Origin of the sequence: Pantoea dispersa, assembly GCF_019890955.1 — a bacterium.
Taxonomy (GTDB): domain Bacteria; phylum Pseudomonadota; class Gammaproteobacteria; order Enterobacterales; family Enterobacteriaceae; genus Pantoea; species Pantoea dispersa.
Genome location: NZ_CP082348.1, coordinates 127,989 through 139,581, shown reverse-complemented (window position 1 = coordinate 139,581; position 11,593 = coordinate 127,989). Strand labels below are relative to the sequence as shown.

The following is an 11,593-nucleotide window of genomic DNA, read 5'->3' as shown; positions in this document are numbered from 1 at the left end:
GTCGGTCAGGGCGGGGTTGGGCTTTCGCCGGCTCTGTCGCATTAAGGGGTCGTCAGGTAACATGTTGTTTTTTTGTTATGTTACCTGACCATGTCTCTGATCCGAAAAGCCTTCAAACGTCTGCATTACCCCGCCGATGTTATCGCACAGTGTGTCCGCTGGTATCTAGCTTATTCCCTGAGTTTGCGCAACCTCGAAGAGATGATGGCTGAGCGCGGTATTATCGTTGACCACTCCACGCTTCACCGCTGGGTTATCCGTATGGTGCCCTTACTGGATAAGGCGTTTCGTCTGCACCGACGTCCCGTGGGACGTCGGTGGCGAATGGACGAGACCTATATTAAAGTCAGAGGACAGTGGAAATATCTGTACCGGGCGGTTGATACAGCGGGTCAGACCATCGATTTCCTGCTGACGGCTAAACGGGATGCCGCAGCCGCCCTGCGTTTCTTCCATAAAGCCATTCGACACCACGGTGACCCTGAGGTAGTGACTATCGATAAAAGTGGCGCCAACACAGCAGCACTGACCATGCTCAATGCCAATAAAGCCGGTGAAGAAACTATTACCGTCAGGCAAAACAAATACCTGAATAACCTTGTGGAGCAGGACCATCGGAATATCAAACGTCGGATACGCCAGATGTTGGGGTTCAAATCATTCCGGCGGGCGCAGGCAATACTGGCCGGCATCGAGTTGATTCACATGATACGCAAGGGGCAATATCACCATCCACAGGGTGATGGATTGCCCCCTGCGGAACAATTTTATCTTCTGGCTGCTTTGCTGACTTGCCAACGTTAATGAGACAGAGCCCATAAATCCCGGTCATTAAGCGTAAGCGTGGCTGCGGTGCTCTGCGTAAATATTTTTTGCAATTCGCTTTCGCTCATTTTCCCCGCCATCTCGGCCAGCCGATTCTTATCACGGTAGTTGTTGGCGATAAGTGAAGTCATTAACCGCATCTTCACCTCCTGATTCCTGGTGGCAGAGAAAGCGGATATTTTTATATCCTGCGGCAGGTTAATATCAACTTCATTTCCTTCTAAATAATGCTCCTCGCAGTGAAGATACAGCGCCATTTTATTAGCATCAGAAACCATGAGCCGGCCCAGAACGCTTGTGAACAACTCCTCGCTCTCTTCTTTATGCAGATATAAATCTGCTGCTGTGATAAAGATATCCTGATAGCAGCAGTACCAGCCTGCGAGAGCCTGGCAGAATTTGCGGTCAGTTTCGGATGCACTATTAATTACGTGAGTAAAACTCTCTTCGGACAACGGTATTTTATTCATTTCCAGCAGGTGAATTAGCCGATTGTTGCCAATATCTTTATCGAAACAGAACTTATTGATTTCAACTTGAGTCATAATCTTTCTGTAATCTTATTCGCTCAAGTCCGCGTTACAGATAACTTTCTTATAAAGTAATACGTAAATATCGCCCTAGCTTACCTCCGGGCCGGAGAGTGACAGGGTACCGGCGTGGCGCGTGATATATTCGGTCAGAACCTGCATATTGCAGTCTTCACATATGTACAGGATAAGTTCAGGCCATCCGACCTGTATCCGGTCGTGACGATAGAACAGGTCATGGAAAGACAACGTCGGGGTTGCGTCCGGCAGGGTGGGGTCGGAAGATATTGCCGAAAGGCTGTCCAGGCAGAAGTTCATTTCCCTGACTATCCTGATCTTCATTTCATCGCTCAGCGTTTCCAGCGCGAGCACGTCGGTAACGGCCTGTCCCTCTTCCTGTGAGCTGAGGAACACCGACTCCACGAATTCATCAGCATTCTCACTGAAGTACTTTAGCGCCGGTAGCGCGTGCACCTGCGCGGTCGTCCAGGGCAAAGCTCTGCACTCTTCAGGGGTAATCTGCCCGTAAGGAAGTCAGCAATACCGGTGCCGAGCGACTCCACGTAGCGCCGGTACTCATTGCGCTTTTCTGCGCGTTCGGGTGCTATACGGGAGATAACGGCCGCAGCGAGCCTTGAATAGGTCCCGCCATTAACCGCCTCGCTGAGGTGTGCAACCAGAACATCCAGGTAGCGGTTTGTATCCAGCGCCCGTATAAGCAGTGGGGCAAAACTGCCGGGCTCTGCAAAACGGGACTCCAGCGTAACCATCAGGCTGAGAATATGCTCCCCGGATTTTGTGAAGAGCGTAGCGAACATTTCATCGAGGCGCCCGTCGCCGGTCTTAAGCATGTGCGCGACGATTTGACGATGCATGGTGGCCTCGTGGTGCAGGAGATGCTGCGCGGCGATTTCCAGAATGACCCCGCTGACGTCATCCAGAGCGACATCTTCATTGGACTGATGGCTGGAAATCCCGAGAGCCACGTTTTTAATAAACTCATTGTCGTTTACGGACAGGCCTCCGTCATGGAAAACAGAACGGGAACGCATAAAATCCTAGTCGAGGTAGCCCCGTGACAGAAGCAGATACAGAGCATCCGAGCCGCCGTAGCGCATTTCATCCCTGACGGCTTTTTCTGTTCCGCGCTGATGAAGTCATGCGTATCTATCTTATCTAAATAATTTATTACAATGGCATCAAATTTTACTTTATTTATTGATATCACTAATTCGGCCAGCGAGATGGCATTTCTGCGGCGCTTCTCTTCACGGGCCAGCCTCAGCTCACTCTGAACCCTGATATAATTCTGCTCTCTTTCTTCCCCGACAAGTTTTTCCCTGCGTTGATAGCTGTTCGTAACTTCAGCCTGCTCGGCTTCACTTAACTTGACCGTGTTATAATTACCCTGATAAACATAGCCTACCGATACGCCTGAAGGACTGGAAAATAACTTTTCAAACGCGTTCACATCACTGACAAACTGATCCGTATCAATCAGTTGAGGGTTATTCTGATAATACGCTGATGACTAGGAAGGTTTAAAAAAATGAACCACTCCCGATAACTTCTCAGGCAAAAATGAATATATCAAGCTTTTTCTGACGTCCTCAGCGGTGCTGGATTTTTCCTCGCGAATCGCTGTCAGTTTCTGGCTCAGATAGCGAATGCGATCATCCAGTCCGGTGAAGTAGCTTTCATGAAGCCTGTGCGTGCGATACTGATATATGAAATTAAAAAGTACGCTGATTTTCCTGTCGATTAAGCTGTAGTCGTGCGTGAATATATTTTTATAGAAAACCATGGCATAAAGGCTGACTTTCCGGTTTTTATTATCAACCACCGCGCTGAATATACGGTACTCATTCATAATGTTTTGCAGCGTTCGCATATCACTGATATACCCAGCCGTGCCGCGCAGGCACTCTTCACCATCAGGGATCATCTCTTTCATTATGCTGTTCAGCAGGGAGAATGCGTTCCTGCTGTCCATCACAGGTACAACGGGCACAATAAAATCACAAAATTTGGTGCGGGCAGCCACTCCCGAAAAGATATCGTCGCGTACAGCATAGATAAAGCGCAGTGGTTTATCTTACGGAAGGTTGTTATTGACGATTTTATTGATTTCCCTGAGTTTGACGAATATGTCAGGGTTTTTAAGCCTGTCCAGGTCTTCGAAAATAACGATGCGGTATTCTTCAAGCTTTGAAAAAAAATAAACAATCTCATCCAGTCAGTTATTGAGCAGCGACGAGGCCTCACGGCTGTCGAGTTCTATTTCACCACTGAGTAACCCTACCTTGTTAAGCTTTATCTTTTTATCGAAAATGCCAACTTTTGAGGCGCATTCTGCAAAATGATAAAGCGTTACCAGTGACAGGATAAGCAGAATTGCGAATTTTCCATAAGGTAATTCGTTAATTATATCGTATATTTTTTCAGGTACGCCTGTGGACTGGTGCGCTGTCTTGTGGAACAGGAGGAATAAAACCCCGCTTAATGGTACCAAGATCTTGAGCGATGCCCAGAACACGCGGTCTATATGCGCTTTATTTCTGTTCAGAATACGATCTATCTTGGAATCAGGAAGCGCATCCCGGTTCTTTTATAAAGGTTCTGCTGCAGGATGCTCAGTTCAACTTCCTGTGACTTTGCGGGATCGCCATTCCCCGGCATATCAAAGCTTGCAAGAGACACGTTGATAAAATGCCCTTTTTCATATTCCTCGAGATAGGAATTGATGACTGTACTTTTTCCTGCTCCATATGAATCTGTAACGGATATATTCCTGACGCTTTTCTGTGAAAGGGCAAATGTCAGCACTCTGAAATATTCAATAGAAGGAGCCGCAGGGATTTTTTTAGGTGTCAGCGCTGTAAAGCTATAATCTGGCACAGTCTCTTCCTCAGGCCGCATTCTAATCAGGCAAGTCTCCAGCTTTCTGCATGCATCCATTGCCCAGCGTAATAATTTCATTTCTATCCTTGTTTAATATTCATGCGTGCAGCTGCGGCTGAAGTTAACACAACTGACCTGCTCCCTGTTGATTAACACACCGCGATGTTAGTAATGTCTTCATAAGCCACATGAGGACATCCCCATGAAGAAGCGTTTTTCCGACGAACAGATCATCAGTATTCTCCGCGAGGCAGAAGCCGGATGTCAACAACGGGTAAAAAGTGATCTACTTACCGTCACCACCAACGGTCAAATATTGATCCACCTTGTTTACTCAGGATTAGCTTCCGCTATAACCCGGGCCTTTCGTTTTTGCTTCAGTCGATAGCTCTCTCCTTTTATCTGGACTACGTGTGAGTGTTGTAAGATCCGGTCCAGCATCGCCGATGTCAGGGCCGCATCCCCGGCGAACGTCTGGTCCCACTGCCCGAACGGCAGGTTAGAGGTCAGGATCATCGCGCTCTTTTCATAACGTTTGGCGATGACCTTGAAGAACAGCGTCGCCTCCTCCTAACTGAACGGCAGATAGCCTATTTCGTCGATGATGAGCAGTTTTGAGGCCATGATACCGCGATTGAGTGTCGTTTTGTAACGCCCCTGACGCTGGGAAGTCGACAGCTGTAACAGCAGGTCCGCTGCTGTTGTGAAGCGAACCTTGATGCCCGCCCGTACTGCCTCGTAGCCCATGGCTATCGCCAGATGTGTTTTCCCTACGCCCGAGGGGCCCAGTAACACGATGTTTTCGTTACGTTCGATGAAGCTCAGGGAACGCAGCGACTGGATTTGCTTCTGAGGTGCGCCGGTGGCGAAGGTGAAGTCGTATTCCTCGAACGTCTTGACCGCCGGGAAGGCTGCCATCCGCGTGTACATCGCCTGTTTACGCTGAGGCCGGGCCAGTTTCTCCTCATGTAACAGGTGCTCCAGGAAGTCCATGTAGCTCCATTCCTGATCCAATGCCTGTTGCGACAGCGCCGGCGCCGCGCCGCGCCGATAAGGCTGTCCAGCTGGAGCTGTTCAGCAAGCACCATCAGCCGTTGATGTTGCAGTTCGACCATCATGCGGCTCCCCTGCAGAACGTGTCATAGATGGACAGCGGATGATGCAACGGCTGCCTGTCGAAGGTCACCAGGCTTTCGTTGACCTGCACGTCATACTGTTTTTTCTCCGGCGGCAGTGCCAGCATGGATTGCTTTTCTTCCACCCAGCGATCACAGGGGCGGGTCTGGATAGTTTCATGCTTCCGTTGATTGGCCACATCGTACAGCCAGCGCAGGCCGTAACGGTTTGCGGTTTCAACATCGGCGGTGATCCCCATAGGGCGCAGGCGCGTCATTAACGGGATGTAGAAGATGTTGCGGGTGTACTGGACCATTCGCTCCACCTTACCTTTAGTCTGTGCTCTGAAGGGGCGACACAGCCGGGGAGAGAAGCACATCTCTTTGCCGAACTGCCACAGGGAAGGATGGAGCCGGTTCTGTCCGGTCTGGTAAGCATCTCGCTGGAGCACAACCGTTTTCATGTTGTCGTACAGAACTTCCCGCGGTACGCCGCCGAAGAAGCTGAACGCATTGCGGTGACAGGATTCCAGCGTGTCGTAGCGCATGTTGTCGGTGAACTCGATGTAAAGCATTCTGCTATACCCCAGAACAGCAACGAACACATGCAGGGGGGACTTGCCGTTTCGCATGGTCCCCCAGTCAACCTGCATCTGCCGCCCGGGCTCGGTTTCGAAGCGAACGACCGGCTCTGCCTGTACGGGGAGTGTCTGCGAACGGATGAACTCCCTCAGGATAGTCAGCCCTCCACGATAGCCCAGCTCCATGATTTCCCTGGCAATAACGGTAGCCGGGATTTTGTAGGGATGCGCGTCGCTGATCCGCTTACAGATATAATCGCGGTATTCATCGAGCAGTGATGATGATGCCGGGCGTGGTGAATACTGCGGCTTTTCAGATTTGGCTTTCAGGTGGCTGCGGACAGTATTGCGTGAAATACCCAGTTCTCTGGCGATGGCCCGGATACTCATTCCCCGCTTGTGCAGGACTTTAATTTCCATACGAATCTCAAAAGTGATCATAAGCTCCCCCTGTATTCAGAGGAGCAGATTAACCCCTGGATCAGTTTTCAAACGCTGGGGTGGATCAGTTTTGCACCGTTGGTAACACCGGAGTTTCTGCCCGTGAGCTCTGCCGTAAGCACGCCATTTCCGATGCCACGTTTTACACCTGGCGCAAGAAGTTTGGCGGCATGGAAGTCCCTGAAGTGAAGCGGCTAAAGTCGCCTGAAGAGGAGAACGCCCGCCTCAAGAAGCTGCTCGCTGAAGCCATGCTGGATAAGGAGATGCTTCAGGTGGCTCTTGCCGAAAGTTCTGACGACAGACCTGAAGCGGGAAGCACTGGAAGTCATGTGTGAGGCCGCAGGTCTGTCGCAACGCCGTGCCTGCAGGCTGGCAGGTTTGTCCCTGTCGACCTGCCGTTATTCGGCTCAGCGTCCGGCTGCTGACGCGCAGCTGTCTCTACGCATCACAGAGCTGGCACATGAGCGCCGCCGCTTTGTTTACCGGCATCTGGCAGCTACTGCGTCGGGAGGGCCTTCACGTCAACCACAAGCGGGTATACCGCATCTATCATCTCAACGGCCTGAGTGTAAAGCGCAGGCGACACCGCAAGGGGCTGGCGACTGAGCGGCTCCCGCTTATTCGTCCGCACCCCCAAACCTGACATGGTCGATGGATTTTGTCATGGATGCACTTGCCAGCGACCGCAGGATGAAGTGCCTGACCTGCGTGGATGATTTCACGAAGGAATGTCTGACGATCACCACGGCATTCGGGATTACAGGCGTTCAGGTGACACGTATTCTGGACAGCATTGCGCTGTTTCGTGGCTATCCTGCAACGATAAGAACCGATCAGGGTCCGGAATATACCTGCCGCGCGCTCGATCAATGGGCTTTTAAACATGGTGTTGAGTTGCGCTTAATCCAGCCGGGCAAGCCAACGCAGAACGGATTTATTGAGAGTTTCAACGGTCGCTTTCGGGATGAATGCCTGAATGAGCACTGGTTCAGCGATATTCTACATGCCCGGGAAATCATTAATGACTGGCGGCAGGATCATAACGAATGTCGACCACATTCATCGCTGTATTACCTGACGCCGGCTGAATTTGCAGCGGGCTGGCGAAACGGGAAATATGAAGAAAAACCAACTGACATTACTAACTGAAGGTTGTATCTAATCCTGGGGGCAGGTCATTGTAACTGTTCCACATAGAATAAGATGCATAAAGAGAGCTTTATGAAAATTAAGTTATAACTCTTATTAGCATTGCAAGATGCGTGTTATGCACTGATTATACAACGGCTTATTAATTTTTTATGAGAAAGCTCGGCAGTAACTTTAGTTTTATTTTTAGTTATTTATGGTGATTTTATAAATTAAGTTTTAGGTGATTAAAATAAACACAGCATATAAAACATCCCTTTGAGTGTGATATTTTTATTACGTTGATAAATGACAGTTTATACAAATGTACATTTAGTTGAATATCTCACAACTGAATCGTATAAAGCATATAAAACTGCGCTTGAATAATGACATTAAAACACATATCTTCACTTAAGCTACGTTTGGATCTGAATCAATTATGCGACAAGGATCACATTTTAACAAATCAGGTATTTATGATTGAAATTATTACTAAGCTAATTAATGGCTAAAATTAGATTTTTAACATAAAGAATGGATTTTATTTGCATAATTTTGAAAACGAGTGTATACATGTTGCGTTAAGAGATTATTGCATTTGCTTTTATTTCTAAATTTATCAAGCATTCATATTTTATCACGGAGGGCATGATGCTCAATAATAATGAAGATGAAGGCCAAGGCATTACTATAAAAAACCTAACAGGTCATTTTTTCTCTTTTGTATTCGGTGCCGTTATAGCGTCAATATTTTTTTTTGGTTATGTCAATGATGAATTAAGAGATGGTCATGATTGTTACACTGAGGTCTATGGAAGTTGTCGAGCCATCTGCAAAATTATTGACAGATATATTCAGGATTGAGTATTAGCTATTTAATTTCAAAACTTCAATCATTAACGAGAATGTTAATATTTTTACAGATTGGCTTGCGACCCAATCCAAGATTAGCAAGTATACCGCGTTTTCTATAATGTCATCACTGTTACATTCCCTATGAGCCATGTCCGTATAGTAAAGATACTTCGCAACTTTTTAAGTTTGAATCTTATATGAAGTATGGAGCGGGGCTGTCGCAAGTAACTGTTGTGTCATCCACCATTATCTGAGTACGTGTGATGATGCCTGTGAAAACGATATTTTTATCTTTCGAGGCATCCGATCATTTTTGAAATTCCTGAGCAGTTATCGTAGCTATTCGAAAAATCACTGTAGCACGTTTGAGCCTGACCCTAAATCCTGCTCCATTCAGAAACAGAATTCCGGCATGATATTCACTCCCCCGCAAGCGGAGGTTGTGCCGATGAAAAAGTCACGATTCACCGAAGAGCAGATAGTTTTTGCCCTGAAGCAGGCTGAGCTGCATAGATGCTGTGTTGCGAGACGCCTAGAGCTCAGAAACTTCGGCTGCTGAATAGTCCCGCTTGTTGATCTGGCGGACAGCTTCATCTTTAAAGCATGCCCATAGGGTCCTCCTGGGCTCAAAATTTAGAGCAGATTTATTTATGGGCTCGGAGTCACTTCAAATTGACCTCTGAGATGTCTACAACCCGTGTCGATTCGTAATGCTTTTTGAGAGTGCTCTTGTGGCGAAAAGAATACGGAGACTGCATATTATGTCCACTGAAGATTGAGTCTCTCCGAATTAAGGTGTTAAGTAAGCTTACAAAAGGCAGTGAAGTTGAAGTGACATTGCCGGCAGATAAAGCATTTGGTGATATTGGTGTGGAGAATCTTATTCCCCCGAATGTAACCTTGATCTTTGATATTAAAATCAGTCTCTAAATGTAATGACGTCGAAAGTAGAATGTTGCCTCCTTGAAGATTTTTTGGGTTGCTTTACCTCAAGCCACAATGATATGCAGTTTATTCTCGGATTGATTTGTGTTTTTTGAGAGTGCTCTCGTATGCGTAATACCTCAGAATCATTATTATTGCGTAGCTAGCTTAAGTTGTAACACTTGAGCATGTTTTACTAGTGATTTTCTTACATGCAATTACCTTTAATTTTGATTTTCAGGAATGAAATATGAAATTTAGAAAATTATGCACCGCCGTTGCAGCATTGACTCTGCTGTCGGCTGCAAGTCATGCCTTAGCATCGACAGGCTCTATTAACTTTGTCGGTCACGTGACAGATACGAGTTGTACTATTTCTGGATTAACTTCGAATGTAAAATTCTCTCCTGTTAACAGAGCTGACATACAAGCTCTTAATCATGGAGTCAGAATTGAGGATAAACCAATAACTATCAGCGTCACAGGTTGTCCAGCTAATTTGAATAAAGCAAGTCTTGCTTTTGACTTCAATGAGGCCAATGAATGGGGCAGTCTTGTTCCAGAGACCAGCTCTGATGCCAGAGGGATAGGAACTATTCTATACAATCCGGATGATAATAATAACGCTATTCGTAAAGGAGCGGTAATTGAAAAGGTCTTATCTGGGGGGGCAGCTGATTTTAATCTTACAAATAGCTTATTTCGCTCTAGGTATACCAGTGAAGGCGGGGCTGCAACCGTCGTGTCAGGAAATTATGTCGCTCTTGTCAACTTGACAATGTCATACGAATAAAACAATCAAGGAATAGTCATGAAATTGAAATTTTTACCATTTGGAGCTGCATTGATTGCATTAAGTCCTATTTCTCCGGTTATGGCTGATGATACCGGTATTTTAACTATCAATGCATCGGTTGCAGATACAACTTGCGTTATTAAATCTGAACATTTGAATCAAACTATCAATATGACTAATATCATCACAGCTGATTTGGCTGCTGCATCGCCGGGGCAGGTTGTGGGCGAAGAAGCCTTCAGCTTTGATATTGATAGCTGCCCAAGCTCAGTTTCTAATGTTGGTGTTAAATTTACCTATACTCCCGATGCTGGAGATGCACAATATCTTGCAAACACAGGTACTGCTACCGGTGTGCTTCTTGGCATTACTGAAACTGATGATAGTCGTGTCAATAGCGGTGGAACTGTGTGGTCATCAAATTTTGTTCCAGCCAATGGTGAGGGTACGGTTACTGCACACGTTAAAGCCTACCGTGTAGGTTCTGTAACTCCCGTAGCTGGTGATATTAATTCAGTTGCAACGATTGCGCTTGCAATGCAATAAATTCGGTCCGGTTTGAAATCCAGCGCAAAGCCGCATAGAAATATTGCGGCTTCTTTCAATGTCAGATAATTCTGCAATTAGCAAGCGTGCTTATTGATTTGCGCCTGTAAAATAAAAGCTCATTTGCATATATATCAAAAAAATATTTGAGGTTAGTTAAATGTTGAAGATATCATCCTTTATCAAAGGCATGATCCTGTTATTTACAGTCGCGCCTTTAGTAGCTAATGCTGTAGATGATAAAGGTGGATTCAGCCTGGGTTCTACGCGTGTTATTTACAATGCGATTAACAAAGAAGCTAATATTACTGTGATTAATTCAGCGGAAAATGCTCCTTTCTTAGCTCAGTCGTGGTTATCTAACATTGACGAGGTGAATAATAAGGCTAAGCCGCCCTTTGTTTTAACGCCGCCTCTTTATCGGCAGGATAAAGGAAAGAACACGCTCCGCATCGTAAAAACAGGTGGTGACTTGCCAAAGGATAGAGAATCGGCGTTTTGGATTAATGTTAAAGCTATTCCGTCACAGTCAAAGTCGAATACAGGAAAGAATACTATTTCATTCGCCTATGTTTTGAAAATAAAAATGTTCTACCGTCCTAGTGACTTGAAAGGTAAGTCGTCAGATGCCTATCGTGATTTGACCTTCTCACGCAGTGGTTCAACTTTGAAAGTCAACAATCCGACACCCTACTACGTCACGCTCAATAAAATTAGCGTAGGCGGAAAAGAAATCAAAGATGTAAGCGCTATGGTGCCACCATTCCAGAGTCAAAATTATCATTTAGACGCTTCCATTAATGGTTCACAGGTTGAGTATCGCAGCATTAACGATATGGGTGGAACGATGCCGGTGATGAAGAAAAACATTGATATCTAGTTAAAAACCATCAGTTACACAGGCGCGATATTCTCAATGATAGTAAGAAAAAAAATAACGCCACCTTT

12 protein-coding genes and 3 pseudogenes are annotated in these 11,593 nt (G+C 46.3%); 7 read left to right on the top strand and 8 right to left on the bottom strand.

All coding sequences use genetic code 11. From position 1 onward, the window contains the following. The first annotated feature begins 90 nt into the window (after positions 1 to 90). Positions 91 to 804 carry an IS6 family transposase gene (locus K7H94_RS22715; RefSeq protein WP_222952442.1) on the top strand — a complete coding sequence of 238 codons (714 nt, stop codon included), beginning with the start codon at positions 91 to 93 and terminating at the stop codon, positions 802 to 804. On the opposite strand, the gene K7H94_RS22710 is transcribed toward K7H94_RS22715, so the two are convergent. From K7H94_RS22710 to istA, 8 genes and pseudogenes are all read right to left on the bottom strand, one after another. Continuing rightward, positions 801 to 1,370 carry a hypothetical protein gene (locus tag K7H94_RS22710; RefSeq protein ID WP_222952441.1) on the bottom strand — a complete coding sequence of 190 codons (570 nt, stop codon included), beginning with the start codon at positions 1,368 to 1,370 and terminating at the stop codon, positions 801 to 803. The genes K7H94_RS22715 and K7H94_RS22710 overlap by 4 nt on opposite strands. Before the next feature lie 75 nt (positions 1,371 to 1,445). Beyond that, a complete protein-coding gene (locus tag K7H94_RS22705) occupies positions 1,446 to 1,850 on the bottom strand; it encodes a hypothetical protein (RefSeq protein ID WP_222952440.1) in 405 nt (134 codons plus the stop codon). Continuing rightward, positions 1,808 to 2,407: a hypothetical protein gene (locus K7H94_RS22700; RefSeq protein ID WP_222952439.1), complete on the bottom strand. Its 600-nt coding sequence runs from the start codon at positions 2,405 to 2,407 to the stop codon at positions 1,808 to 1,810. Before K7H94_RS22700 ends, K7H94_RS22705 begins: the two co-directional genes overlap by 43 nt. Continuing rightward, entirely contained in the window at positions 2,365 to 2,826 is a 462-nt protein-coding gene (locus K7H94_RS22695) for a TolC family protein (protein WP_222952438.1), read from the bottom strand. The genes K7H94_RS22700 and K7H94_RS22695 overlap by 43 nt, the downstream gene beginning before the upstream one ends. A gap of 60 nt (positions 2,827 to 2,886) precedes the next feature. Continuing rightward, positions 2,887 to 3,540 (bottom strand): annotated as a pseudogene (locus K7H94_RS23265) (YobI family P-loop NTPase). A gap of 389 nt (positions 3,541 to 3,929) precedes the next feature. Next, positions 3,930 to 4,334: a YobI family P-loop NTPase gene (locus K7H94_RS22685; RefSeq protein WP_222952436.1), complete on the bottom strand. Its 405-nt coding sequence runs from the start codon at positions 4,332 to 4,334 to the stop codon at positions 3,930 to 3,932. Positions 4,335 to 4,586: 252 nt separating this feature from the next. After that, a pseudogene (istB, locus tag K7H94_RS22680) lies at positions 4,587 to 5,374 on the bottom strand (IS21-like element helper ATPase IstB). After that, on the bottom strand, positions 5,371 to 6,393 hold the full coding sequence (gene istA / locus K7H94_RS22675) for an IS21 family transposase (RefSeq protein WP_222952435.1): 1,023 nt from the start codon (positions 6,391 to 6,393) through the stop codon (positions 5,371 to 5,373). The pseudogene istB and the gene istA overlap by 4 nt, the downstream one beginning before the upstream one ends. A 35-nt stretch (positions 6,394 to 6,428) precedes the next feature. On the opposite strand from istA, the pseudogene K7H94_RS22670 reads away from it, so the two are divergent. The 6 genes and pseudogenes from K7H94_RS22670 (at position 6,429) to K7H94_RS22645 (ending at position 11,525) form a co-directional block, all read left to right on the top strand. Next, a pseudogene (locus K7H94_RS22670) lies at positions 6,429 to 7,542 on the top strand (IS3 family transposase). Between the two features lie 630 nt (positions 7,543 to 8,172). Next, entirely contained in the window at positions 8,173 to 8,388 is a 216-nt protein-coding gene (locus tag K7H94_RS22665) for a hypothetical protein (RefSeq protein ID WP_222952434.1), read from the top strand. A 714-nt stretch (positions 8,389 to 9,102) separates the two neighbouring features. Then, entirely contained in the window at positions 9,103 to 9,309 is a 207-nt protein-coding gene (locus K7H94_RS23350; protein WP_420874743.1) for an FKBP-type peptidyl-prolyl cis-trans isomerase, read from the top strand. Positions 9,310 to 9,553: 244 nt separating this feature from the next. After that, positions 9,554 to 10,096 carry a fimbrial protein gene (locus tag K7H94_RS22655; RefSeq protein WP_222952432.1) on the top strand — a complete coding sequence of 181 codons (543 nt, stop codon included), beginning with the start codon at positions 9,554 to 9,556 and terminating at the stop codon, positions 10,094 to 10,096. A gap of 18 nt (positions 10,097 to 10,114) precedes the next feature. Continuing rightward, positions 10,115 to 10,645 (top strand): fimbrial protein, encoded by a 531-nt coding sequence (locus K7H94_RS22650; RefSeq protein ID WP_222952421.1) that lies wholly within the window; start codon positions 10,115 to 10,117, stop codon positions 10,643 to 10,645. Positions 10,646 to 10,805: 160 nt separating this feature from the next. Then, complete coding sequence (locus K7H94_RS22645; RefSeq protein WP_222952431.1) at positions 10,806 to 11,525, top strand: fimbrial biogenesis chaperone; 720 nt, start codon at positions 10,806 to 10,808, stop codon at positions 11,523 to 11,525. Positions 11,526 to 11,593: the final 68 nt, after the last annotated feature.

Bases quoted from the DNA above. Each gene is read 5' to 3' on its own strand.
- K7H94_RS22715 (WP_222952442.1), top strand. From the start codon at position 91: ATGTCTCTGATCCGAAAAGCCTTCAAACGTCTGCATTACCCCGCCGAT.
- K7H94_RS22710 (WP_222952441.1), bottom strand. From the start codon at position 1,370: ATGACTCAAGTTGAAATCAATAAGTTCTGTTTCGATAAAGATATTGGC.
- K7H94_RS22700 (WP_222952439.1), bottom strand. From the start codon at position 2,407: ATGCGTTCCCGTTCTGTTTTCCATGACGGAGGCCTGTCCGTAAACGAC.
- K7H94_RS22685 (WP_222952436.1), bottom strand. From the start codon at position 4,334: ATGAAATTATTACGCTGGGCAATGGATGCATGCAGAAAGCTGGAGACT.
- istA (WP_222952435.1), bottom strand. From the start codon at position 6,393: ATGATCACTTTTGAGATTCGTATGGAAATTAAAGTCCTGCACAAGCGG.
- K7H94_RS22665 (WP_222952434.1), top strand. From the start codon at position 8,173: ATGATGCTCAATAATAATGAAGATGAAGGCCAAGGCATTACTATAAAA.
- K7H94_RS22655 (WP_222952432.1), top strand. From the start codon at position 9,554: ATGAAATTTAGAAAATTATGCACCGCCGTTGCAGCATTGACTCTGCTG.
- K7H94_RS22650 (WP_222952421.1), top strand. From the start codon at position 10,115: ATGAAATTGAAATTTTTACCATTTGGAGCTGCATTGATTGCATTAAGT.
- K7H94_RS22645 (WP_222952431.1), top strand. From the start codon at position 10,806: ATGTTGAAGATATCATCCTTTATCAAAGGCATGATCCTGTTATTTACA.